This is a genomic window from Roseateles sp. DAIF2, assembly GCF_015624425.1.
Taxonomy (GTDB): Bacteria; Pseudomonadota; Gammaproteobacteria; order Burkholderiales; family Burkholderiaceae_C; genus Kinneretia.
On the sequence record NZ_CP049919.1, the window covers coordinates 1,865,694 to 1,890,253 of the forward strand.

Sequence of the window (24,560 nt, forward strand, 5' to 3'; positions counted from 1 at the left end):
TGGCGGGGTTTTTTCATGGGCAAGATCTTTTCAAGCCTGGGGCGGCGTCTCGCCGGGCAACTCCTTCGGTGCACCGAACATGAAGCAATCGACGAAGGTGAAATACAGCGAGGCGTAGAACACGCTGGACAGCAGCAGGCCCAGCGGCAGGGCCAGCATCGGCAGCAGCTGCACCAGGCCCAGCACGCTCATCAAGAGGCTCAGCACCAGCGACATGCCGACCAGCAGGGCGACCCAGAGCAGGCCGTTCAGCACGAAGGCGGCGCGGTTGCGCCAGACGCCCAGGGTGCTGGAGAACAGCGCCTGTAGCGCGCCCTGGCCGCCCCAGTGCACGAGGGCCGGCGCATGCCAGAAGGGCACCGACAGCAGGGCCGCCAGGCCGAAGCGGCAGATCATGCCCCACACCAGGCGCGGTTCGGCCAGCGCGGCCTGCACCGCGGCGTCGTAGCTCGGGTTGTCGGCCTCGGGCTTGGCCAGCAGGGCCTGGAAGGCCTCGAAGGCGCCGCCGTCGACCCAGTTGCTCAGCACCATCACCAGCACCGTCGCCAGCGCATAGGCGCCGCACAGCGCCAGCTGGCTGTTGCGGCGCTTGGCGGTCAGCTTCAGCGGCGCGAGGAAGACCGCGGCGGTCGGCGTCTGGTTCTGCAGCACCAGATGGGTGGCCAGCATGAAGCCCAGGCTCAGCAGCGGCAGCGACATCAGCAGCAGCACCGAGCCGAGCACCGGCACCAGCAGCAGCAGGAAGCCGGTCAGCAGGAACAGCGCGAACAGGCCGGTGATCGCCATCGGCCGGCGCTGGAACACCTTGAAGCCATGCCGCACCCACAGCACGCCATGGCGGGCCGGCACGGTCTGCAGGTGCAGGGGCATCGAGGAGGACGACGATGACGACGACGACGACAAGGTTTCAGTCTTTCAAGGCATGCCATGGCGCGGCCACGCGTTCGCGCAGCACCCGCTCGAAATGGCCGGGGTCATGGGGTTTGAGCAGGGCGGCGTCGCGCGGCAGGTGATAGTCCCACAGCCGCGAGATCCAGAAGCGCAGCGCGGCGGCGCGCAGCAGCGCCGGCAGCAGCCGGTGCTCGGCGCCGCTCAGCGGCCGCACGCTCTCGTAGGCCTCGACAAAGGCCTGGGCGCGCGTCTCGTCGAGCCGGCCGCTGTCCAGGTCGATGCACCAGTCGTTCAGGCACACGGCCAGGTCGAACAGCCAGGTGTCGACGCCGGCGAAATAGAAGTCGAAGAAGCCGGTCAGGCGCTCGCGCCCGGGCTGGCCCTCGACCGGCGCGAACATCACGTTGTCGCGGAACAGATCGGCATGGATCGGCCCGCGCGGCAGTTCGGCATAGGTCTGCGAGGCTGCCAGCTGCTGCTGGAAGGCCAGCTCGGTCGTGATCAACTGGCCTTGTGCCGGCGCCAGATGCGGCAGCACCACCGGCACCGTCTCGGTCCACCAGGGCAGGCCGCGCAGGTTCGGCTGGCTCAGGGGGAAGTCCTGACCGGCCAGGTGCAGGCGCGCCAGCTGGGCGCCGACCTGCTCGCAATGGAAGGCGTCCGGCGCCAGCTGATGGCCGCCGGCCAGCTTGTCCACCACCGCGGCCGGCTTGCCGGCCAGCTCGAACAGGATCTCGCCCGCCGCGTCGGCATGCGGCTCCGGCACCGCGACGCCGCGCCGCGCCAGATGCTGCATCAGGCGCAGGTAGAAGGGCAGCTGCTGGAAGCTCAGGCGCTCGAACAGGGTCAGCACATAGGCGCCGCGTTCGGTGGTCAGGAAATAGTTGGTGTTCTCGATGCCGGCCTTGATGCCGCGCAGCTCGCGCACGGCGCCCAGGTTCAGGCGCTCGGCCAGGGCTTGAGCCTGGGCCAGGGAAACTTCGGTGAAGACGGCCATGAGGAAGAGGGACGGAATCCCGGGGCGGCGCCCCGTGGGTTCAGAAATCCAGCAGGCGCCAGACGCGCTGGCCGGCGGCGCCACGGCTGGAGCCGGGGCCGGCGGCGAGGTCACGGCTGCCATCGCCCATGATGATCTCGTAGGCGGGGGCCTTGCTGTTCTTGGGTTGGACCGTGACCTTCTGGGTCTGGCCGCGCACGCGCAATTCCTCGACACGGGTATGGTCGTCCTCCACCACGGTCTGCTTGACCTGCGGTTCGGGCACATCCAGGGCCTGGGCCGCGGGGGCCAGCAGGGCGGATGCGAACGAGGCGGCGAGCAGCAGGGGGAGGAGCGGGCGCTTCAGCATGATGCTGCCATTCTATGCGGGGCGGCGCGCGAAGCTTGCACGACAATCGCCCCCCATGAGCAAACCGATTCTGCTGCTGGTCGACGGCTCCAGCTACCTCTACCGCGCCTACCATGCCCTGCCCGACCTGCGCGGTCCCGAGGGCCAGCCCACCGGGGCCCTGCACGGCATGGTCGCGATGATGAAGAAGCTGCGCGAGCAGATCGGCGCCGCCCATGCGGCCTGCGTGTTCGACGCCAAGGGCCCGACCTTCCGCGACGAGTGGTATCCGGAATACAAGGCCCAGCGCGCCCCGATGCCGGAGCCCTTGCGCGAGCAGATCGAGCCGATCCACGAGGTCGTGCGCCTGCTCGGCTGGCCGATCCTGGAGGTGCCCGGCATCGAGGCGGACGACGCGATCGGCACCCTGGCGGCCTTTGGCGAGCGCGCCGGCTACCAGGTGGTGATCTCCACCGGCGACAAGGACATGGCCCAGCTGGTCACGCAAGACGTGACCCTGATCAACACGATGAGCAACGAGGCGCTGGACGCCGCCGGCGTCGCGGCCAAGTACGGCGTGCCGCCCGAGCGCATCGTCGACTACCTGACCCTGACGGGCGACACGGTCGACAACGTGCCCGGCGTCGAGAAGGTCGGCCCGAAAACCGCGGCCAAGTGGATCGCCGAATACGGCTCGCTGGACGGCGTGATCGCCAGCGCCGACAAGGTCAAGGGCGTGGCCGGCGAGAACCTGCGCAAGGCGCTGGATTGGCTGCCGATGGGCCGCCGGCTGGTGACGATCAAGAGCGACTGCGACCTGGCCGGCCATGTGGCCGGCTGGCCGGCGCTGGAGGCGCTGCAGCTCAAGGCGGTGGACGAGCCAGGCCTGATCGGCTTCTACACCCGCAACGGCTTCAAGACCTGGCTGAAGGAGCTGAGCGGCGAAGTGCCGGCGCCGGCCAAGTCGAAGGCGGCCGCGGCTGCCGCAACATCGGACGAGGCGGCCGCGCCCGCCGTCGCGGCCCTGCCGCTGGAGCGTCACTACGAGACGCTGCTGAGCTGGGAACAGCTGGACGCCTGGCTGGCGAAGATCGACGCCGCGCCGCTGACCGCGCTGGACACCGAGACCGATTCGCTGGACGGCATGGTGGCGCGCATCGTCGGCATCTCCTTCGCGGTGGAGCCGGGCAAGGCGGCCTACATCCCGCTGCGCCACAGCGGGCCGGACGCGCCCGAGCAGCTGCCGCTGGACGAGGTGCTGTTGCGAATGAAGCCCTGGCTGGAGGATGCCTCGAAGAGGAAGCTGGGCCAGAACATCAAGTACGACTGCCATGTGTTCCTGAACCATGGCATCGCGGTCGCCGGCTATGCGCACGACACCATGCTGCAGAGCTATGTGCTGGAGGCGCACAAGACCCATGGCCTCGGCGCCCTGGGCGAGCGCCACCTGGGCCGCGCCGGCATCGCCTACGAGGACCTGTGCGGCAAGGGCGTGCACCAGATCCCGTTCGCGCAGGTGGACGTGGCGCGCGCCGCCGAGTATTCGGGCGAGGATTCCGAGATGTGCGTGCAGCTGCACGAGCTGCTGCTGCCGCGCATCGAGGAGGACGCCGGCCTCAACTTCGTCTACCAGCAGATCGAGCTGCCGACCTCGCACACCCTGGCGCGCATCGAGCGCAACGGCGTGCTGATCGATGCCGCGCGGCTGCAGGCGCAGAGCCATGAGCTGGCGCAGCGCCTGGTCGCGATCGAGCAGCAGGCCTACGAGATCGCCGGCCAGCCCTTCAATATGGGCAGCCCCAAGCAGATCGGCGAGATCCTGTTCAACAAGCTGGGCCTGCCGGTCGTCAAGAAGACCGCCACCGGCGCGCCCTCCACCGACGAGGAGGTGCTGGACAAGCTGGCGCAGGACTATCCGCTGCCGGCCAAGATCCTCGAGTACCGCGGCCTGGCCAAGTTGAAGAGCACCTACACCGACAAGCTGCCGCTGATGGTGAATCCGGTCACCGGCCGGGTGCACACCACCTATGCCCAGGCGGTGGCGGTGACCGGCCGCCTGGCCAGCAACGACCCGAACCTGCAGAACATCCCGATCCGCACCGCGGAAGGGCGCAAGGTGCGGGAGGCCTTCATCGCGCCGCCGGGCCATCATCTGGTCAGCGCCGACTACTCGCAGATCGAGCTGCGCATCATGGCCCATATCAGCGAGGATCCGGGCCTGCTGCGCGCCTTCCAGGAGGGCCAGGATGTGCACCGCGCGACCGCCTCCGAGGTGTTCGGCGTCGGCCTGGACGAGGTCACGAGCGAGCAGCGCCGCTATGCCAAGACCATCAACTTCGGCCTGATCTACGGCATGGGCGCCTTCGGCCTGGCGCAGAGCCTGGGCATCGAGACCAAGGCGGCCAAGGACTACATCGACCGCTACTTCACCCGCTTCGCCGGCGTGAAGGCCTATATGGACCGCACCCGCGAGGAGGCCAAGGCCAAGGGCTATGTCGAGACCGTGTTCGGCCGGCGCCTGTGGCTGCCCGAGATCAACTCCGGCAACGGCCCGCGCCGCAGCGGCGCCGAGCGCCAGGCGATCAACGCGCCGATGCAGGGCACGGCGGCCGACCTGATCAAGCTGGCGATGGTCGCGGTGCAGCAGGCGCTGGACGCCCAGGGCCTCTCTACCCGGATCATCATGCAGGTGCACGACGAACTGGTGTTCGAGGTGCCGGATGCCGAGCTGGCCTGGGTCAAGGCCGAGGTGCCCAAGCTGATGGCCGGCGTGGCCCAGCTGCAGGTGCCGCTGCTGGCCGAGGTGGGCGTTGGGCCGAACTGGGACGAGGCGCACTGAGGCCGCCCCGCCGCCGGGTGGCGCTCAGTCCGGCGGCAGCTGGCTCAGCCGGGCCAGCGCGCCATCGCGCTGCATGCGGCGCAGCTCGGCATCGATCTGAGGCAGGCGCGACAGATGGGGCGAATGGCGGCCCAGCATCAGCCGGGTCTCATTGCTGTCCAGCGCCGGCGCCAGCTCCACCACCTCGCGCTCCAGCCCGGCGGCGCGCAGCGCGGCCTGGGTGGCATTGGCCGAGTCCAGCAGCACATCGAAGCGGTCCGCCAGCAGCATGCGCAGCGCATGCTGGCGGCTCGGGCTGTAATGCACCTCCTGTCCCGCGAAGCGCGCCTTGACCCAGCCGTTGCCCAGATAGGCGCCCAGCCGCAGCCCGGCCAGCTCGTCCGGGCTCTTCAGTCCCTGCAGGCGCTGGCGCAGCGCGCTCGCCTCGGCGCGCACGAACATTGCCAGCCGGCCCTGGGTCACCCAGGCCTCGCCGGCCACCGCATAGACCAGGCGCTCCGGCGTCGGCACGGTGATGAAGCCGTCGGCCTCACCCAGCCGCACCCGCTGCTGCGCCCGCGCCCAGGGGAAGGCCTCATGCTGCACGCGCAGGCCCAGGCGCCGCACCAGCAGCTCCTCCATGATGTCGACGAAGATGCCGCCGACCCGGCCGTCCCGCAGGCGCGAGAAGGGCGCGAAGTTGTCGTAGTAGGCCAGGCGCAGTGGCGTTCCGGCCGATGACGGCTTGGCCGCGACGCCGGTACTGGAGAGCGCCGCTGCGTACAGCAGGCGGCGGCGCGTGATGGAGTTCATCGCAGGGCAGGGAAGTTGGAGGGGCCTCGCCAGCTTAGGCGGGCGAGCCTGCGGCAGGCTTACGGCCAGCGGCACACGGAAAAGCGCTTTGTGCGTTGATTGGTGATGCAGCGAAGGCAAGAAGGTCTGAGCGCAGGAGGGCGGGCAGGCCTGCTGCTGCGTGTCCCCCGGCCGCTTCGCGGCCTCCTCCTTGACCTCCGCATCAGGCCCACCCACCCTCCTGCTTGGCGCAGCGTTTGCTTTCTTCGCGAAAACCTTGCGATGGAGAAGCCGGGATGCGGGCATGCGCAATTGCGCAGGTCAAGGAGGAGGGCCGCGCAAAGCGGCCCGGGGGACACGGAGCAATTGCGCATGCCCGCGTCGCGGCGCCACCCGATCTGCGCAGGAGGCATCAAGGCCAGGCCGAGACGTCGCGAATCAATGAACAAAAGCCAAAGAAAAACGCCCCGGTGGGCCGGGGCGTTGGTCATGTTTCGCGGACTACTGAGGGCTCAGCGCTGGATCCACGCATCGCGCCAGTGCGAGCCGATGCCCGGCTCGAACTGCGGCGCGTTGGCGGTCCACTGGGTGCAATAGCCGCTGTTCGGCCAGGCGCGGCATTCGTAGACGCGGCCGTCCTTGGGTTGCTGCACCAGGGTGCCGGGCTTGTAGTCGCGCAGGCCCTCGGGGAAGCGGTACTGGGCCGGGCCGGGTTGGCTGGTGCCGCCGCCGATCATCAGGTCCAGGGTCTTCTGCACCAGGGCGCCGCTGCCCTTGACCACGCCGCGCAGCACCAACTGGTGATGGCCGGGCTGCGGCTGCTGCAGCGGCAGCTGGACCGACTGACCGCTGTTGTTCAGCGCCAGGCTCAGGGTGCCCTTGGTGCGGCCGGAATGGTCCAGCACGGTGGCGGTGATGTCCATCTCGCCGACCGCGGTCAGCGCGAAGGCCAGGCTCAGCTGGCCGTTGACGATGCTCGGGCTGCTGTTCAGGCCGTTGATCAGCAGGTCGGCGGCCGGCGCCGGCGCCTTCTCGATCTGCAGCTCGACCCGCTCGATGCCGCTGGCCGGCTGGGCGAACACCTCGTTGCGGCCCGGGGCCGGCGCGATGCGGCCGTCGGCGGCGCGCATGCCGGCCTGCAGCAGGCGCGGCTGCTCGGCGTTGATGCGCTGGGCCAGCAGATAGGGCCAGCTGTCGCGCAGACCGTCGGCGCTGTTGACGATGCGCAGCCGGGTCTGCAGCTCGCGGCGCTCGCCGCGGGCGTCGAACACGCGGGTCATCACCTGGTCGCCGACGCCCAGGTCGGCCGAGGGGTGCAGCACGCCACGCGACTCCCAGCCGGGCAGCGGCGTCGTGGTGCCGCCGCCGTTCTGGAACACCACGTCGGCGACGTTGTAGAAGCTCATCGGCGTGTCGCCCACCTCCCAGACCGCCAGGATCACCTGGTAGCCCTGGCGTGCCGGCACCTGGCAGGCATGGGTCAGCTGCTTGGGCGGCTGGCGCATGCCGCCGTCATGGCTGCAGAAGGGCTGGGCCTCGAAGGACGAGCGGCTCAGGCGCAGGTTCGGGTTCCAGTCCTGGCGGGTGATGTAGTAGCGGAAGTTGCGCGTGACATGGTTGGCGGTGAAGGTCCAGCTGAAGTTCTGCAGGCCGGCGCTGAGCGGCCGCTTGGTCCAGCGCACCGCGCTCTGCTCATCCAGCGCGCCGAACTGGGTCAGGCCGGCGCTGGCGATCTGGCCGTCGGACGGGCCGCGGTCCGGGTAGCCTGAATAGCCCTCCAGGCTCTGCGGCTCCCATTGGATGGGGCCGCATTGGCTGTTCGTGCCGCCGCGACACAGGAAGCCGCGGGCTTCGGGCTGGGTCAGGTAGCCATGGGCGGCGGCCCCGAGGGCCAGGCCTTGCCCGAGCAGCGCCAGCGCCAGGGCGCGGCCGAGTTTTCTCGGTTGGTTCGTCTTCGTCGTAGACATGCTGATCCTCTCCTTGTGCGTCGTTCTTGGTCGGTGGGGTGGCTGCGCCTCGCGGCGTGGCTGGGGCGGGATTCTCGGCAGCGCATCGCGGTTTCGGGGCGGCGAACGCAAAGACTTACCGCTGCTACGCCCCACTTACCGGGGCTGCGGAAGTTACGCCTCGGTTAGCATCCCGGCCCATGAACTGGCCCTATGAACTGCAGATCGGCTGGCGCTACACGCGCGCGGGCCGCGGCGGGCGGCGCAACCGCTTCATTTCCTTCATTTCCGGCGTCTCGATGCTGGGCATCGCGCTGGGCGTGGCGGCCCTGATCATCGTGCTGTCGGTGATGAACGGCTTCCAGAAGGAGGTGCGCGACCGCATGCTCAGCGTGATCGCCCATGTCGAGCTGATGAGCTACGACGGCCAGGCCCTGCCGGACTGGCAGGCCACCGCGGCGCGCGCCAAGGAGAACCCGGCGGTGGCCGGGGCCGCGCCCTTTGTCGCGGCGCAGGCGCTGATTGCGCGCGGCGAGGACATGCGCGGCACCGTGGTGCGCGGCATCGACCCGCAGCAGGAGGCCGAGGTGACGCCGCTGGCGGCCCAGCTGCTGAAGGAGGGCGTCTCGACCCGGCTCAAGAGCGGCGAATGGGGCATGGTGATCGGTGGCGAGCTGGCGCGCCAGCTGGGCGTGCGCGAGGGCGACAAGCTGACCCTGGTGACGCCGGGCGGCCAGGTGACGCCGGCCGGCACCGCGCCGCGCCTGAAGAGCTTCAACGTGGTCGGGATCTTCCATGCCGGCCACTATGAGTACGACAGCGGCCTGGTGCTGATCCACCTGGACGATGCGGCGCGGCTGTTCCGCGTCGCCGGCCCGAGCGGCGTGCAGCTGAAGCTGGCCGATGTGCAGCAGGCGCGCCGCGTCGGCGAGCAGCTGGCGCAGAGCCTGGGCCCGGAGATCCGGGTGCGCGACTGGACCCGCACCAACGCCAACTGGTACGACGCGGTGCAGATCGAGAAGCGCCTGATGAGCATCATCCTGACCCTGATCGTCGCGGTCGCGGCCTTCAACCTGGTCTCGACCCTGGTGATGACGGTGACCGACAAGCAGTCCGACATCGCGATCCTGCGCACCCTGGGCGCGAGCCCGCGCTCGATCATGGGCATCTTCATGGTGCAGGGCGCGGCCTCGGGCGTGATCGGCACGATCTCCGGCGTCGGCCTGGGCCTGCTGGTGGCCTTCAACATCGATGTGATCGTGCCGGCGATCGAGCGGCTGCTGAACGTCAGCTTCCTGCCGGGCAGCATCTACCTGATCAGCCGCATGCCCAGCGACCCGCAGAGCGCCGACATCGTCCCGATCGCAATCACCTCGCTGATCCTGGCCTTCCTGGCCACCCTTTACCCCAGCTGGCGGGCCAGCCGTGTGCAACCGGCCGAGGCCCTGCGTTATGAGTAAACAAGAACCCCTCGTCCAGTCCTTGCCTGGCCGGTCCCCCGAGGGGACGCCGATGCCTGGGGGGGCTGCCCCCCAGGCGGATCGGCTCCAGTCGTCCTTGGGGCGGCCCGGCGGACGACCGGATGTCATTCTCGAAGGCTTCGGCCTGACGCGCCGCTTTGCCGAGGGCGGCCTCGATGTGCAGGTGCTGAAGGGCGTGGACATCCGCGTGCAGCGCGGCCAGACCTGCGCGGTGCTGGGGGCCTCGGGCTCGGGCAAGAGCACGCTGCTGCATCTGCTGGGCGGGCTGGACCGGCCCTCGTCCGGCAAGGTCACCCTGATGGGGCAGGACCTGGCGGGCCTGGGCGAACCGGCGTTGGGCCGCTGGCGCAACCAGCACCTGGGTTTCGTCTACCAGTTCCACCACCTGCTGCCGGAGTTCAGCGCGCTGGACAACGTGGCGATGCCGCTGCGGGTGCGGCGCCTGGCCGTGCCCGAGGCGCGCGAGCAGGCGGCCGCGATGCTGGCCAAGCTGGGCCTGGGCGCGCGCCTGGCGCACCGGCCGGCCGAGCTCTCGGGCGGCGAGCGCCAGCGCGTCGCGATCGCGCGCGCGCTGGTCACCAAGCCGGCCTGCGTGCTGGCCGACGAGCCGACCGGCAACCTGGACCGCGACACCGCCGACGCGGTGTTCGCGCTGATGCTGGAGACCGCGCGCGAGCAGGGCACGGCCTTCGTGCTGGTGACCCATGACCAGGGCCTGGCGGCCCGCTGCGAGGCGCAGCTGCGCCTGGTCGGCGGCGCGCTGCAGTAGTATCTCGGGCCCCGAAGGATTCTTGCCGTATGAGCATCACCACCTCCCGCTTCATCCTCAAGCTCAGCTGCCCCGACCGCGCGGGCATCGTGCATGCCGTGACCGGCTTCCTGCTGGAGCAGGGCGGCAATATCGTCACCTCGCACCAGCATGGCGATGCGGACCATCAGCGCTTCTTCATGCGCATCGAGTTCGAGGCGCCGGGCCAGGCCGAGGGGCTGCGCCAGGCCTTCGCGCCGCTGGGCGAGCAGATGCGGATGGACTGGGAGCTGGTGGCCGGCGCGGCCAAGACCCGCGTGCTGCTGCTGGTCTCCAAGCTGGGCCATTGCCTGAACGACCTGCTGTTCCGGGTCCAGACCGGCCATCTGCCGATCGAGATCCCGGCCATCGTCAGCAACCACCGCGACTTCTACCAGCTGGCCGCCTCGCACAACATTCCCTTCCACCATTTCCCGCTGCTGAACAGCACCGAGGAGCAGAAGGCCGCGCAGGAACGCAAGATCCGCGAGGTGGTGGAGGAGAACCGCATCGACCTGGTGGTGCTGGCGCGCTATATGCAGATCCTGAGCCCCGAGCTCTGCGACTACCTGTCGGGCCGCGCGATCAACATCCACCACAGCTTCCTGCCCAGCTTCAAGGGCGCCAAGCCCTACCACCAGGCCTATGAGCGCGGCGTCAAGCTGATCGGCGCCACTGCGCATTACGTGACCTCGCATCTGGACGAGGGCCCGATCATCGAGCAGGAGGTGGCGCGCATCGACCACAGCCTGTCGCCGGAGCAGCTGGTGGCGATCGGCCGCGATGTCGAATGCGTGACCCTGGCGCGCGCGATCCAGTGGCATGCCGAGCACCGCGTGCTGCTGAACGGCCACCGCACGGTGGTGTTCCGCTAGCGGGCCATGTGGATCGACAGCCACTGCCACCTGGACGCGCCGGAGTTCGACGCGGACCGGAGCGAGGTGGTGGCGCGCGCCCGCGCCGCGGGCGTGACGCAGATCGTGATCCCCTCGGTCGGCGCCTTCGACTTCGAGGCCGCGCGCAGCCTGGCGCACGAGCATGGCTTTGCCTACGCGCTGGGCATCCATCCGCTCTATGTGATGCGGGCCAGCGAGGCAGACCTCCAGACCCTGGCCGGCCTGCTGGAGCAGCACCGCGAGGATCCGCGCCTGGTCGCGATCGGCGAGATCGGTCTGGACTTCTTCGTGCCCGGCCTGGACGCGGCGCGCCAGGAGTTCTTCTACATGGAGCAGCTGAAGCTGGCGCGCCGCTTCGGGCTGCCGGTGATCCTGCATGTGCGCAAGAGCGCGGACCAGCTGCTGCGCGGCCTGCGCCGTGTCGAGGTGGCCGGCGGCATCGCCCACGCCTTCAACGGCAGCCGGCAGCAGGCCGAGGCCTTCGTCGCGATGGGCTTCAAGCTGGGCTTCGGCGGCACGCTCACCTACGAGCGCTCGCTGCAGATCCGCCGCCTGGCGGCGGAGCTGCCCGAGAGCGCGCTGGTGCTGGAGACCGACGCGCCGGACATTCCGCCGCATTGGCTCTACGCGACCGCCGCCGAGCGCGAAGCCGGCCGGACCCAGGGCCGCAACGAGCCGGCCGAGCTGCCGCGCATCGCCGCCAGCCTGGCCGCGCTGCGCGGCTGGACGCTGGCGCAGGCGGCGGCCATCACCGGCGCCAACGCGCGGGCGGCGCTGCCGCGGCTGGCTCATGTCTGAACCGGTCGGCTTGGCCACGGCGCGGCAGCAAGGCCTGGCGCCAATCTGGGCGCCGGACGCACGCCTGCTGCTGCTGGGCAGCTTCCCCAGCGTCGCCTCCTTGGCCTCGCAGCAGTATTACGGCCATCCGCGCAACCAGTTCTGGCCGCTGCTCTCGGCGCTCTGGGGTCAGGACTTGCGCGCGCTGGGCTACGAGGAGCGATTGGCCTTTGCGCGTTCGCGCGGGCTGGCGATCTGGGATGTCTACGCGGCCTGCGAGCGCGAGGGCAGCCTGGACAGCGCGATCCGCGCCGCCGAGCCGAACGATCTGCTGGGCCTGGCCGCGCAGATGCCGGGGCTGCAGGCGGTGGCGCACAACGGCGGCGAGTCGGCGCGCAATATCAGGGTGACGCAGACCCTGGGTCTGCCGGTGTACCGCCTGCCGTCCAGCAGCCCGGCCAATGCCAGCTGGTCCTTCGAGCGCAAGCTGGCGGCCTGGCGGGAGGTGTTCGCGCGCCATGGTCTACTCGCGCCATGAGCAAGAAGCAGAACAAGAAACCCGACTGGATTCCCGCGACCCTGAGCGAATACGACGGCGTGCGCTTCCTGCACCTGGACTCGATCTGGGTGCAGGGCGCGATGCGCATCAGGAAGCCCCAGCAGCTGGAGCTGGAATATGTGCAGCGCATGATGGCCTGGCTGCTGTGGCGCGACACGGCCGCGCTGCGCGAGGGCCATGTGGCGCAGCTGGGCCTGGGCGCGGCGGCGCTGACCCGCTTCAGCCACAAGGTGCTGCGCATGCCGCACACCACGGCGGTGGAGATCAACCCGACCGTGATTGCCGCCTGCCGCAGCTGGTTCCACCTGCCGGAGGACGACGCGCGCCTGAGCGTGGTCAATGCCGATGCCGGCGCCTGGATCGCCGACCCGCAGCGGCTGCAGAGCCTGGCGGTGCTGAATGTCGACCTCTACGACCATGACGCCGCCTCGCCGGTGCTGGACGACGAGGCCTTCTACGCCGCCTGCCGCGGCGCGCTGGAGGAGGGCGGCTTGATGACCGTCAACCTGTTCGGCCGTGCGGCCAGCTTCGCGCGCAGCGCCACCCGCATCGCCCGCGTGTTCGGCAGCGACCAGGTCTGGAGCCTGGCGCCGACCAAGGAGGGCAACACCATCGTCGTCGCGGCGCGCGGCGTCGCGGTGCCGGAGCGCGAGGAGCTCGAGCGGCGTGCGGCTAACATCGAGTCGCAGTATCAATTGCCGGCACGCAAATGGCTGCGCCTGGTGCGGCCGCTGCCGATGAGCATCATCAACCAGCTTCACAGCGAGTCGCAGACATGAGCGCCAGCAGCAGCCACCACAAGACCAGCCACCACCCCGCGGCGGCACCGGCCAGGCCGGAGGGGCGGCTGGAGTGGCGCGGCCTGCTGCGCTGGATGCAGGAGGACGGCCTGATCGACGCCGAGCAGGCCAAGGCGATGGAGGCCCGCTTCGCGGCCGGCGATTCCTCGCTGCACCCGCTGGTGCGCCTGGGGCGCGCCGGCCTGAGCCGCGCCGACAACGGCAAGCCGCTGGACGTGGACCAGCTCAGCGAATGGCTGGCGGCCCGCGCCAAGCTGCCCTATCTGCGCATCGATCCGCTGAAGGTCGACGTGGGCCGGGTCTCGGACATCATGTCGGTCGGCTATGCCGAGGCCAAGCGTTGCCTGCCGGTGCAGGTGGGGCTGACCGAGGTGACGATCGCGACCTCCGAGCCCTTCGACACGAGCTGGGTGGCGCAGATCGCGTCGCATGCGCGCAAGCCGATCAAGCTGGTGGTGGCGAACCCGCTGGAGATCGCGCGCTTCACCACCGAGTTCTTCACCCTGGCCCGCTCGGTGCGCGCCGCGGCCAAGGCCGGCGAGGTGACGCAGATCGCCAGCTTCGAGCAGCTGGTCGAGCTGGGCAAGAGCAACAAGCAGCTCGATGCCAACGACCAGGGCGTGGTGCAGGTGGTGGACTGGCTGTGGCAATACGCCTTCGATCAGCGCGCCAGCGACATCCATCTGGAGCCGCGCCGCGACATGGGCGTGATCCGCTTTCGCATCGACGGCGTGCTGCACACCGTCTACCAGCTGCCGCCTTCGGTGATGAGCGCGATGACCTCGCGCATCAAGCTCTTGGGCCGCATGGACGTGGTGGAGCGCCGCCGCCCGCTGGACGGCCGCATCAAGACCCGCAACCCGGCCGGCGAGGAGGTGGAAATGCGCCTCTCGACCCTGCCCACCGCCTTCGGCGAGAAGATGGTGATGCGGATCTTCGATCCGGACACCGCGGTGAAGAATCTGGACCAGCTGGGCTTCTCCGGCCATGACGCGGAGCGCTGGACCAAGCTGACCGCGCAGGCGCACGGCATCATCCTGGTGACCGGCCCGACCGGCAGCGGCAAGACCTCGACGCTCTATTCGACCCTGAAGCGCCTGGCGACCGAGGAGGTCAACGTCACGACGATCGAGGACCCGATCGAGATGATCGAGCCGGCCTTCAACCAGACCCAGGTGCAGGCGGCGCTGGACCTGGGCTTCGCCGAAGGCCTGCGTGCGCTGATGCGCCAGGATCCGGACATCATCATGGTCGGCGAGATCCGCGACCTGGAGACCGCCGAGATGGCGATCCAGGCGGCGCTGACCGGCCACCTGGTGTTCAGCACCCTGCACACCAACGACGCGGCCTCGGCGATCACGCGCCTGACCGACCTGGGCGTGCCGCCCTACCTGATCACCGCCACCGTGATCGGCGTGCTGGCGCAGCGCCTGGTGCGCACCCTGTGCCCGGCCTGCAAGCAGCCCGACCCGGAGCTGACGCGCGAGGGGCTGAACGAGATGTTCAAGCCCTGGCGCATGAGCGGCGGAGTCAAGCCCTACAAACCGGTCGGCTGCCTGGACTGCCGCAATACCGGCTACCGCGGCCGCGCCGGCCTGTTCGAGCTGCTGACCGTCAGCGAGGCGGCCAAGGGCGCGATCCATCCGACGCCGGACATCAGCGCGCTGCGCCGCCAGGCGATGCAGGAAGGGCTGCGCCCGCTGCGCCTGGCCGGCGCGATGAAGGTGGCCGCGGGCCTGACCACGCTGGACGAGGTGCTGCGCAGCACGCCGCAGTGGGAGTCCTGAGCCTGCCATCGCTCGGCGGCTTACGGGTGTCTTAAGCTGGCGCTGCGAGCGGCCCCGGAACATGGGTGTCGCGAGGGTGAGCTGTGGTCCATGCTTACGTGGAAACCACACAGTGGCCCTCGAGGGGCCTGCCTAGAATGCAGCCGGTCCATAGAGATTTGAGGGTTCCTCATATGAAGATCAAGAGTCAACGAGACTTCTGGTCGGGGTTGATGTTTCTGGTCGTGGGTCTGGGCTTTGCCTGGGGCGCGACGGAATACAGCTTCGGCTCATCCGCCCGACCGGGTCCCGGCTACTTCCCCTTCGGCCTGGGCATCCTGCTGGCGGTCCTGGGCGGCATCGTGCTGTTCAAGGCCCTGACCATCGAGTCCGAGGGCGGCGATCCGATCGGCGCGATCGCCTGGCGGCCGCTGCTGGTGATCGTCGGCGCGATCGTCGCGTTCGGCTGGGCCCTGCCGCACCTGGGCATGGTGATCGCCCTGCCGATCCTGGTGGTGGTGGCGGCGCTGGCCGGCGACGAGTTCAAGTGGCACGAGGCGCTGCTGACCGCGGCGGTGCTGACCGTCGGCAGCTGGGCCATCTTCGTCTGGGGCCTGAATCTGGTGATTCCGCTGTGGCCTTCCTTCCTGGGTAGCTGAGGAGCGCCGACATCATGGATCTGTTGAATAACCTGGCGCTGGGCTTCAGTACCGCGCTGACCCTGACGAACCTGCTGTACGCCTTCGGCGGCGCGGTGCTGGGCACCCTGATCGGCGTGCTGCCGGGCCTGGGCCCGGTCGCGACGATCGCGATGCTGCTGCCCTCGATCTATGCGCTGGACGCGACGCCCGCGCTGATCATGCTGGCCGGCATCTACTACGGCGCGCAGTACGGCGGCTCGACCACCGCGATCCTGATCAACGTGCCGGGCGAATCGAGCTCGGTCGTGACCGCGATCGACGGCTACCAGATGGCCCGCAAAGGCCGCGCGGGGGCCGCGCTCGCCGCGGCGGGCCTGGGCTCCTTCTTCGCCGGCTGCGTCGGCACCATCGTGATCGCGGCCTTCGCGCCGCCGCTGACCGAGCTGGCCTTCAAGTTCGGCCCGGCCGAGTATTTCTCGCTGATGGTGCTGGGCCTGATCGGCGCCGTGGTGCTGGCCTCGGGCTCGCTGGTCAAGGCGATCTCGATGATCCTGCTGGGCCTGCTGCTCGGCCAGATCAACACCGACGTGATCTCCGGCACGCCGCGCTACTCCTTCGACATCCCCGAGCTGACCGACGGCATCAACTTCGTGGTGATCGCGATGGGTGTGTTCGGCTTCGGCGAGATCATCGCCAACCTGGGCAAGCCGGCCGAGCACCGCGAGGTCTTCACCAAGGACGTGAAGGGCCTGTGGCCGACCAAGCAGGACTTCAAGGATGCCTGGCCGGCGGTGCTGCGCGGCACCTCGCTGGGTTCGATCCTGGGCGTGCTGCCCGGCGGCGGCGCGCTGCTGTCCTCCTTCGCGGCCTACACCTTGGAGAAGAAGATCGCCAAGGACCCGAGCCAGTTCGGCAAGGGCGCGATCCAGGGCGTGGCCGGTCCCGAGTCGGCCAACAACGCCGGCGCGCAGACCTCCTTCATCCCGATGCTGACCCTGGGCATCCCGCCGAACGCGGTGATGGCGCTGATGGTGGGCGCGATGACGATCAAGGGCATCCAGCCCGGCCCGCAGGTGATGACCAGCAACCCCGAACTGTTCTGGGGTCTGATCGCATCGATGTGGATCGGCAACCTGATGCTGGTGGTGCTGAACCTGCCGCTGATCGGCATCTGGATCAAGCTGCTGACCGTGCCCTACCGCTTCCTGTTCCCGGCGATCGTGGTGTTCTGCTGCATCGGCACCTACACGCTGAACAACAACAGCTTCGACGTCTACATGACGGCCGCCTTCGCGATCATCGGCTACCTGTTCTACAAGCTGAGCTGCGAACCGGCACCGCTGCTGCTGGGCTTCATCCTCGGCCCGATGATGGAAGAGAACCTGCGCCGCGCGCTGCTGCTGTCGCGCGGCGACTGGGGCACCTTCATGACCCGCCCGCTGTCGGCCGGCCTGCTGATCGCCGCCGCCCTGATGGTCGTGATCGTGATGCTGCCCTCGATCAAGAACAAGCGCGAAGAAGCCTTCAAGGACGAGGACTGAGTTGGGTCCGAGGCCGGTCCCTGCGGACCGGCCGACGCCGCGTGAAGGCCGGACCATGTCCCGCATGGTCCGGCTGAGCAGGGACCGACGCCTCACCCCAAAGCCCGCCGCCCCCAAAGGCCGCGGGCTTTGTCATTTCTGATCAAACCGGCACCCTCGGCCCTCTTGTGCTTCGCCGCTGAGACTCCCATCCGGCCCAGCGTGCATGACTTTTGTCCACGCTTTCCCTCGCCCGGCTGCGCAGAATCGACCCTACCGCTCGCCCCGCCGCACCGTGGGTCGCGAGCCAAGGGGAGCCTCATGACCGCAATCACCAGCCCGATCGATCCCGACATCGAGTCCATTGCCCGCGATTTCGTAGCTCGCGCCGCCGATACACCTAGCGAAGCCCTGGGTCAATGGCGAGTTCGTACGACCGGGCTCACGCACATTCAGCGTGCCACCTGCGGCCGGCATGCTGCGAGCCGACTCGACTGGCGAGCCAGGGCCGCGCTTTCTGGCGAGCACGAAGGCTCGGCGCTTCTCACCCAGTGGGCGTCTGACAGGCTGCGCGCGCCCTATGTTCCGCTTTTGCCGCTGCTCACTCGTCGGCAGACCTACGCCTACTGCGCCGGTATCGTGCTGCAACGCGGCAGCGCCGCTGCAGTGAGGGCGTTGGACCAGGGCCGCATGATTCTTGTTGGCCTGCGCCGCGAAACCTCGACGCTCTCAAACCGAGGCCGAGGCGTCTATGACGATCACATCGTTGTGCTCAACGGTGGCGAAGGTCTCCGCACGGCGCGCGTGTTCCCTGCTTGCACCGAACCGGGCGCCCAGTATGCCGAGAGAGCCAAGCGGGTCGGCCAAGGGCGGCTCGACGCCCGGTACGACAACGTCGTCTACAAGCACGCCGAAGGCTTTGACATGGACGGCGACGGCATTGCCGAGATCGGCCGCCTGCAGGCCGGAACCTATTTCTTCGGCGAGAAGCCGAATGGTCATCTCAAGCGGCGCGCCTTCCAAGCCACCCGACCCCAGACTGCCGAGCGTGACAGCAATGGCGATGGTCGTTTCAATATGCAGGATCCTTCCCGCATTGACGCCAAAAGGGTCGGGACTACGATGTACTTCCATCGCGGCGGCGCGCAAGCCTCCGGCAACACCTGGTCAGCCGGATGCCAGACGATCCCCGATGACTTGTACCCTCGGTTCCTGGCCTCGCTGGGCCAGCTGTCGTCATTTCATTACGTTCTCGTCGATGGCTACTGATCACCCCTGGCGCCACATCGCTCTGCTACTCGCCACAGCCGGTTACGCATCGCTGGCTAGCTGCGCCACCACGACCAAGCCGGTCGAGGCCGCTGTCTTGACGCAAGCTGCTGCCGAGCCTGTCTCACGCTGCAGCTTCGGCGCCTTCGTCGCAGAAACCGATCCTGCCGGCCTCAATGTCCGCGCCGCGCCCAGCGCCTCAGCCAAGGTCCTGGGAAAGTTGCCGCCGACCTTTGTCGAGCCCTCAGCGGGCTACGGTGTCCGTGTCGAGGTCGAGGTCATCGGCGCACGCGACGGCTGGTTCCTGATCCGCAATGCGCAGGACAACGAGGCCCTGACGGACAAACCACCTCGCCGCATGTATAGCGGTGAGGGCTGGGTCAGCGGCGGCAAGCTCACCGTGAAGTCGCAGGCGGATGTCGGCCGCGCCTCGGCCAGCCCCGATGCGGCGGCGGTGCTGCGCATCGGCGACGACGAGATGTTCGACAGCGATGGCGTCGTCGAAGCCGCACGCCTGGTCGACTGCAAGGGCCGCTGGGCCCAGGTGGAGTTCACCGAGCAGCGAATCCCCGCAAGCATGCGTGCCGCGCTGAGGGTCGAGCCCGCCGCCCGCACGGGACTGCGTCCCGGCCGCTTCCGTGCCTGGGTCGACCGCCTGTGCGCCATCCAGGAGACGAGCTGCCCGAGCCTCGGTGCACCCGAACCTGCACCCTGAAGGCCGCAGGGCGCCGGCCTTCCTGAACCGACGTCGGCTCATCCCCCGCTCGGGTTTCCACGGGCATGCGCCCCGCGTGCGCTTTGTGTACAAACACCGCATCACGGCGCCGCACAAGATGACGCCGGGCGGAGACTTCGCGCGATGCAGGTACTGCAGGTCCTGGTTGGCGGTGTGGCCCAAGGCTGTATCTACGGCCTGATCGCCTTGGGCTTCGTGCTGATCTACAAGGCCACCGAGACGGTGAGCTTCGCGCAGGGCGACCTGATGATGCTGGGCGCCTTCCTCGGCCTGGCGCTGCTCTCGGCCGCCGGCCTGCCGTTCTGGCTGACGGTTCCCTGCGTGATCCTGGCGATGGCGGCCTTCGGCATCGGGCTGGAGCGCCTGGTGATCCGCCCGATCCTGGGTCAGCCGGCCTTCGCGATCGTGATGCTGACGATCGGCATCGGCTATGTCGCGCGCGGCGTGATCACGATGATCCCCGGCATCGGCACCGAGACCCATGCGCTGGAGGTGCCGTACCGCGGCGCGCTGCTGACCCTGGGCGGCCTGGTGCTGGCGCTGGAGCAGCTGGTGGTGATCGCGGTGACGGCGTTGCTGTGTGCGCTGCTCTACCTGCTGTTTCGCTATTCCAAGGTGGGCCTCGCGATGCAGGCCTGCTCGCAGAACCAGCTGGCGGCCTATTACATGGGCATCCCGGTCAGCAAGCTCAACGGCCTGGTCTGGGGCCTGGCCGCGGCGGTGGCAGCGATCGCCGGCCTGCTGCTGGCGCCGATCACCTTTGTGCACGCGAACATGGGCCTGATCGGGCTGAAGGCCTTTCCGGCCGCGGTGGTGGGCGGCTTCGGCAGCCTGCCGGGCGCGATCGTCGGCGGGGTGCTGATCGGCGTGGTGGAGGCGCTGGCGGGCTTCTATCTGCCCGAGGGCTTCAAGGATGTGATGCCCTATCTGGCGGTGCTGCTGATGCTGATGCTGCGGCCGAACGGCCTGTTCGGCGAGCAGCTGCGCAAGAAAGTCTGATGGGGACATCACCGCCATGCGCTTCATCTTCAAGACTAGCTACGACCAGGACATAGCCCTGGCCAAGCATGGCGGCCAGCGCTTCTGGTATGGCCTGCTGCTGGCGTTCCTACTGGCTGCGCCCTGGCTGCTGGACGAATACTGGCTGGCGCAGCTGAACTTCGTGCTGATCTATGGCGTCGTCGGGCTGGGCCTGATGCTGCTGGCCGGCTTCACCGGCCTGTTCTCGATCGGCCATGCGGCCTTTCTCGGCGTCGGCGCGTACGCACAGGCGGTGCTGGCGGGGCAGGGCTGGCCCTTCCCGGCCTCGATTGCGGCGGCGGCGCTGCTGTCGGCCGCGGTCGGCGCGGTGGTGGGGCTGCCGGCGCTGCGGGTCAAGGGCATCTATCTGGGCATCGCCACCCTGTCCTTCGGCTTCATCGTCGAGGAGGGGCTGGCGCGCTGGGAGAGCGTGACCGGCGGCAATGCCGGCAAGATGGTGGGGCCGCTGCAGGCCTTCGGATGGACGGTGGACAGCGCCGCGGGCTTCTACTTCGTCTGCCTGGTGATCACGGTGGGCTGCACGCTGGCGGTGTTGAACCTGCTGCGCGCGCCGACCGGCCGGGCCTTTGTCGCGATCCGCGATTCGGAGATTTCGGCGCAGAGCATGGGCATCCACCTGGCCTACTACAAGACCCTGAGCTTCGCGATCTCGGCGGCGCTGGCCGGCATCGGCGGCGCGCTCTATGCGCACAAGATCCGCTTTCTGTCGCCGGACCAGTTCGGCATCCTGCAGAGCATCGACCTGCTCTTGATGGTGGTGATCGGCGGACTCGGCTCGGTGCATGGCGCCTTTCTCGGTGCGGCCTTCCTGATCACGATGCCGCAGCTGATCGCGCTGGTGAAGGACGGCCTGCCGCCGGCGATCGGCCAGGCGCCGGGGCTGCAGGGGGCCGTCTATGGCCTGGTGCTGATCGGCTTCGTGCTGTTCGAGCCGCTGGGCCTGTACGGCCGCTGGCTGAAGGCGCGCACCTGGCTGCAGCTGTTTCCCTTCTACCGCCGCGGCCTGTTCAAGCGGCAGAAGGCCTTTCAAAAGTCGGACCGCCTGAAATGAGCGCGGTGCTGCTGTCCGCGCGGGATCTCAGCGTGCGCTTCGGCGGCGTGCTGGCGGTCAACCGGGTCTCGTTCGATGTGCGGCGCGGCGAGGTGTTCACCCTGATCGGCCCGAACGGCGCCGGCAAGACCACGGTGTTCAACCTGATCAGCCGCCTCTACGCGCCGAGCAGCGGCGGCCTTTTCTACGAGGGTCAGGCCTTGAGCGCGGTGCCGCCGCATCGCGTCGCGAGCCTGGGCATCGCGCGCACCTTCCAGAACATCGAGCTGTTCGAGCATGCGACGGTGCTGCAGAACCTCTTGATCGGCCGGCATATCCGCCACCCGCGCCGGCTGCTGGCCGAGCTGGCCTTCCTGCCCGCGGTGCGCGCGGCCGAGCGCGAGACGCGGCGCCAGGTGGAGGCCGTGATCGACTTCCTGGACCTGCAGCATTACCGCGACACCCTGGTGGCCGGCCTGCCCTATGGCGTGCGCAAGGTGGTGGAGCTGGCGCGGGCGCTGGCGATGCAGCCGAAGCTGCTGCTGCTGGACGAGCCCTCGTCGGGCCTGAACGTCGAGGAGACCGGCGATATGGCCTTCTGGATCCAGGACATCCGCGACGATCTGGGCATCACGGTGCTGATGGTCGAGCATGACATGAGCCTGGTCAGCAAGGTCTCGGACCGCGTGCTGGCGATGAACCAGGGCCAGGTGCTGGCGCTGGGAACGCCGGCCGAGGTGCAGGCGCATCCGGGCGTGATCGAGGCCTATCTGGGCAGCGCGGACGACGCCTCCTCGCTGCGGAGGGCGCGCGCGGCATGAGCGAACACGACGACGCCATCCTGCTGAGGCTCAGCAATGTCGAGAGCGCCTATGGGCCGATCAAGGCGATCCGCGGCGTCAGCCTGCGGGTGCGCCGCGGCGAGATCGCGACCGTGCTCGGCTCCAACGGCGCCGGCAAGACGACCATCCTGAAGACCATCTCCGGCATCCTCGACCCGCGCCGCGGCACGGTGGAGTTCCGCGGCGAGGACATCACCGCGCGCGACCCGGCGCTGATCGTCAGGAAGGGCCTGTCCCATGTGCCCGAGGGGCGCGAGGTGTTCCCGCTCCTGAGCGTGCGCGAGAACCTGCTGATGGGCGCCTACACGCGCGCGGACCGCGACGGCGTGGCGCAGGACATCGAGCAGGTCTATGCCTATTTCCCGATCCTGCGCGAGCGCGCGGCGCAGCCGGCGGGGCTGCTGTCCGGCGGGCAGCAGCAGATGCTGGCGATCTCCCGCGCGCTGATGGCGGCGCCGGTGCTGATGCTGCTGGACGAGCCCAGCCTGGGCCTGAGTCCGAAGCTGACCCAGGAAATCTTCGAGATCGTCGTGCGCATCAACCGCGAGCGTGGCACGACCATCCTGCTGGTGGAGCAGAACGCCCAGATGGCGCTGAACGCGGCGGACTACGGTTATGTGCTGGAGAACGGCCGCATCGTGATGGAGGATGCCTGCGAGCGCCTGCGCGAGAAGGAGGACATCCGGGAGTTCTATTTGGGGCTGCAGGCGGTCGGCGCGCGCGGCGAGCGGCGTTGGAAACGGAAGAAGACCTGGCGATGAGCAACAGCCGCAGCCGCAATTTGTGGGACGCGAGCCGCGCCTTGCCGCCGAACCCGACGGACATCCCGGGCGAGACCCTGCCCGCGGTGTTCTGGCAGGCCTGCGAGCGGCGCGGCGACAAGACCTTCCTGCGCGAGAAGAAACTGGGCCTGTGGCGCGGCTGGAGCTGGCGCGAGACCGGCGGCGCGGTGCGCGAGATCGCGATGGGGCTGGCCGCGCTGGGGTTGGCGCCGGGCGACCGCGCATCCATCCTGTCGAACACGCGGCTGGAATGGCTGCTGGCGGACCTGGCCATCCTCAGCGCCGGCGGCGTGACCAACGGCGTCTACCCGACCGACGCGTCCGAGCAGCTGCAATACCTGAGCGCGGATTCGTCGACCCGGCTGCTGTTCGTCGAGGACGAGGAGCAGCTGGACAAGGCGCTGGAGGTGCGCGCGGCGCTGCCGCTGTTGCGGCATATCGTCGTGTTCGACATGGCGGGCCTGCAGCGTTTTGCCGACCCGATGGTGCTGAGCCTGGCGGCGCTGCGCGAGCGCGGGCGGGCCTTCGACGCGGCGCAGCCGGGCCTGTTCGAGCAGCGCGTCGCCAGCCGCCGGCCGGAAGATCTGGCTATCCTGGTCTACACCTCGGGCACGACCGGCCGGCCGAAGGGCGCGATGCACAGCCATGCCGGGCTGGTCTACAGCATGCGTCATGTGGTGCGCGGGCTGCCGCAGGACGAGGCGGATGAGCGCATGTGCTTCCTGCCGCTGTGCCATATCGCCGAGCGCATGCTGGGCGCCTATGCATCGCTCTACGCGGGCGCGGTGCTGAACTTCGTTGAGAACCCCGACACGGTGGCCGAGAACGTGCGCGAGATATCGCCGACGATCTTCTTTGCCGTGCCGCGGGTCTGGGAGAAGTTCTACTCGGCGGTGACGATCGCGGTGCAGGAGGCCTCGGCCCTGCAGCGGTTCGTCTATCGCTGGGCCCTAGGTGTCGGCGGCGAGGTGGCGGACAAGGTGCTGGCGCGCGAGGCGGTGCCGGCGGGCCTGAAGCTGCGCTTCCATCTGGCGCGCTGGCTGGCGCTGGGCAATGTGCGCAAGCTGATCGGCATCGACCGCTGCCGCGCGCTGTTGACCGGCGCGGCGCCGATCTCGCCGGAGCTGATCCGCTGGTACCTGTCGCTGGGCGTGCCGATGCTGGAGGGTTGGGCCCAGACCGAGAGCTGCGCGCTCGGCACCATCATGCGCGCCGATGCGATGCGGCCGGGCACGATCGGCGTGGCGGCGGAGGGCGTCGAGGTCAAGGTCGATCCGGCGACCGGCGAACTGCTGATGCGCGGCCCCCATGTGTTCATGGGCTACCTGAACCAGCCGGAGCGGACCGCCGAGACGGTGTCGCGCGAGGGCTGGCTGCATACCGGCGATGTGGGCACGGTCGATGCGGACGGCTATTTCCGCATCACCGACCGGATGAAGGACATCATCATCACGGCCGGCGGCAAGAACATCACGCCCAGCGAGCTGGAGAACGAGCTGAAGTTCTCGCCCTACATCACCGACGCGGTGGTGATCGGCGACCGGCGGCCGTACCTGAGCGCGCTGGTGATGATCGACCAGGAGAACGTCGAGAAGTTCGCACAGGACCATGAGGTGCCATTCTCCAACTACGCCAGCCTGACCCGCGCACGCGAGGTGCAGGAGCTGATCGGCGCCGAGATCGAGCGGGTCAACAAAAAGTTCGCCCGCGTCGAGCAGATCAAGCAGTTCCGCTTGCTGCAGACCCAGCTGGGGGCGGAAGATGAGGAGTTGACGCCGACGATGAAGCTCAAGCGCTCCTTCGTGCAGAAGAAATATGCCGAGTTGATCGAGTCCATGTACAGCACCGGTGGCTGAACCGG

The 24,560-nt window shown here is 68.9% G+C and carries 22 protein-coding genes; 17 read left to right on the forward strand and 5 right to left on the reverse strand.

Features of this window, described 5'->3' with window-relative positions; translation table 11 throughout:
- Positions 1–30: 30 nt before the first annotated feature.
- The 3 genes from G8A07_RS08735 to G8A07_RS08745 are packed head-to-tail and all read right to left on the reverse strand — an operon-like array spanning position 31 to position 2,237.
- Positions 31–870 (reverse strand): BPSS1780 family membrane protein, encoded by an 840-nt coding sequence (locus G8A07_RS08735; protein ID WP_195796644.1) that lies wholly within the window; start codon positions 868–870, stop codon positions 31–33.
- A gap of 37 nt (positions 871–907) precedes the next feature.
- Positions 908–1,888 (reverse strand): homoserine kinase, encoded by a 981-nt coding sequence (locus G8A07_RS08740; protein WP_195796645.1) that lies wholly within the window; start codon positions 1,886–1,888, stop codon positions 908–910.
- A gap of 40 nt (positions 1,889–1,928) precedes the next feature.
- Entirely contained in the window at positions 1,929–2,237 is a 309-nt protein-coding gene (locus tag G8A07_RS08745; protein WP_195796646.1) for a hypothetical protein, read from the reverse strand.
- A gap of 55 nt (positions 2,238–2,292) precedes the next feature.
- On the opposite strand from G8A07_RS08745, the gene polA reads away from it, so the two are divergent.
- Positions 2,293–5,055 (forward strand): DNA polymerase I, encoded by a 2,763-nt coding sequence (gene polA / locus G8A07_RS08750; RefSeq protein WP_195796647.1) that lies wholly within the window; start codon positions 2,293–2,295, stop codon positions 5,053–5,055.
- A gap of 24 nt (positions 5,056–5,079) precedes the next feature.
- Here the strand turns inward: polA and G8A07_RS08755 are convergent, their stop codons facing one another.
- The gene (locus G8A07_RS08755; protein WP_195796648.1) at positions 5,080–5,847 is read right to left on the reverse strand and encodes an ABC transporter substrate-binding protein; all 768 of its coding nucleotides are present in this window, start codon (positions 5,845–5,847) and stop codon (positions 5,080–5,082) included.
- Between the two features lie 491 nt (positions 5,848–6,338).
- Positions 6,339–7,793: an N-acetylglucosamine-binding protein GbpA gene (gene gbpA, locus G8A07_RS08760; RefSeq protein WP_195796649.1), complete on the reverse strand. Its 1,455-nt coding sequence runs from the start codon at positions 7,791–7,793 to the stop codon at positions 6,339–6,341.
- 179 nt (positions 7,794–7,972) lie between these two features.
- On the opposite strand from gbpA, the gene G8A07_RS08765 reads away from it, so the two are divergent.
- The 16 genes from G8A07_RS08765 to G8A07_RS08840 all read left to right on the forward strand — a co-directional run bounded on the left by G8A07_RS08765 (position 7,973) and on the right by G8A07_RS08840 (position 24,555).
- Positions 7,973–9,232, forward strand: a complete 1,260-nt coding sequence (locus tag G8A07_RS08765; RefSeq protein WP_195796650.1) for a lipoprotein-releasing ABC transporter permease subunit — start codon at positions 7,973–7,975, stop codon at positions 9,230–9,232.
- A gap of 52 nt (positions 9,233–9,284) precedes the next feature.
- Positions 9,285–10,022 carry an ABC transporter ATP-binding protein gene (locus tag G8A07_RS08770; RefSeq protein ID WP_195796651.1) on the forward strand — a complete coding sequence of 246 codons (738 nt, stop codon included), beginning with the start codon at positions 9,285–9,287 and terminating at the stop codon, positions 10,020–10,022.
- A gap of 29 nt (positions 10,023–10,051) precedes the next feature.
- Positions 10,052–10,915 carry a formyltetrahydrofolate deformylase gene (gene purU, locus G8A07_RS08775; RefSeq protein WP_195796652.1) on the forward strand — a complete coding sequence of 288 codons (864 nt, stop codon included), beginning with the start codon at positions 10,052–10,054 and terminating at the stop codon, positions 10,913–10,915.
- 6 nt (positions 10,916–10,921) lie between these two features.
- Complete coding sequence (locus G8A07_RS08780; RefSeq protein ID WP_195796653.1) at positions 10,922–11,734, forward strand: TatD family hydrolase; 813 nt, start codon at positions 10,922–10,924, stop codon at positions 11,732–11,734.
- On the forward strand, positions 11,727–12,251 hold the full coding sequence (locus G8A07_RS08785; protein ID WP_195796654.1) for a DNA-deoxyinosine glycosylase: 525 nt from the start codon (positions 11,727–11,729) through the stop codon (positions 12,249–12,251). The genes G8A07_RS08780 and G8A07_RS08785 overlap by 8 nt, the downstream gene beginning before the upstream one ends.
- Positions 12,248–13,051 (forward strand): spermidine synthase, encoded by an 804-nt coding sequence (locus G8A07_RS08790; protein WP_195796655.1) that lies wholly within the window; start codon positions 12,248–12,250, stop codon positions 13,049–13,051. The genes G8A07_RS08785 and G8A07_RS08790 overlap by 4 nt, the downstream gene beginning before the upstream one ends.
- Positions 13,048–14,859 carry a GspE/PulE family protein gene (locus G8A07_RS08795; protein ID WP_195796656.1) on the forward strand — a complete coding sequence of 604 codons (1,812 nt, stop codon included), beginning with the start codon at positions 13,048–13,050 and terminating at the stop codon, positions 14,857–14,859. The genes G8A07_RS08790 and G8A07_RS08795 overlap by 4 nt, the downstream gene beginning before the upstream one ends.
- 173 nt (positions 14,860–15,032) lie before the next feature.
- Positions 15,033–15,497 (forward strand): tripartite tricarboxylate transporter TctB family protein, encoded by a 465-nt coding sequence (locus G8A07_RS08800; RefSeq protein ID WP_195796657.1) that lies wholly within the window; start codon positions 15,033–15,035, stop codon positions 15,495–15,497.
- A gap of 14 nt (positions 15,498–15,511) precedes the next feature.
- The gene (locus G8A07_RS08805; protein WP_195796658.1) at positions 15,512–17,020 is read left to right on the forward strand and encodes a tripartite tricarboxylate transporter permease; all 1,509 of its coding nucleotides are present in this window, start codon (positions 15,512–15,514) and stop codon (positions 17,018–17,020) included.
- Positions 17,021–17,320: 300 nt separating this feature from the next.
- A complete protein-coding gene (locus G8A07_RS08810; RefSeq protein ID WP_195796659.1) occupies positions 17,321–18,268 on the forward strand; it encodes a hypothetical protein in 948 nt (315 codons plus the stop codon).
- A 97-nt stretch (positions 18,269–18,365) separates the two neighbouring features.
- Positions 18,366–18,983, forward strand: a complete 618-nt coding sequence (locus G8A07_RS08815; RefSeq protein ID WP_195796660.1) for an SH3 domain-containing protein — start codon at positions 18,366–18,368, stop codon at positions 18,981–18,983.
- A 144-nt stretch (positions 18,984–19,127) separates the two neighbouring features.
- Positions 19,128–20,003, forward strand: a complete 876-nt coding sequence (locus G8A07_RS08820) for a branched-chain amino acid ABC transporter permease (RefSeq protein WP_195796661.1) — start codon at positions 19,128–19,130, stop codon at positions 20,001–20,003.
- A gap of 16 nt (positions 20,004–20,019) precedes the next feature.
- Positions 20,020–21,096, forward strand: a complete 1,077-nt coding sequence (locus tag G8A07_RS08825) for a branched-chain amino acid ABC transporter permease (RefSeq protein WP_195796662.1) — start codon at positions 20,020–20,022, stop codon at positions 21,094–21,096.
- Positions 21,093–21,896 carry an ABC transporter ATP-binding protein gene (locus G8A07_RS08830; protein WP_195796663.1) on the forward strand — a complete coding sequence of 268 codons (804 nt, stop codon included), beginning with the start codon at positions 21,093–21,095 and terminating at the stop codon, positions 21,894–21,896. Before G8A07_RS08825 ends, G8A07_RS08830 begins: the two co-directional genes overlap by 4 nt.
- Positions 21,893–22,678, forward strand: a complete 786-nt coding sequence (locus G8A07_RS08835) for an ABC transporter ATP-binding protein (RefSeq protein WP_195796664.1) — start codon at positions 21,893–21,895, stop codon at positions 22,676–22,678. The genes G8A07_RS08830 and G8A07_RS08835 overlap by 4 nt, the downstream gene beginning before the upstream one ends.
- Positions 22,675–24,555, forward strand: coding sequence for a long-chain fatty acid--CoA ligase (locus G8A07_RS08840; RefSeq protein WP_195796665.1), 1,881 nt, complete (start codon positions 22,675–22,677; stop codon positions 24,553–24,555). The genes G8A07_RS08835 and G8A07_RS08840 overlap by 4 nt, the downstream gene beginning before the upstream one ends.
- Positions 24,556–24,560: the final 5 nt, after the last annotated feature.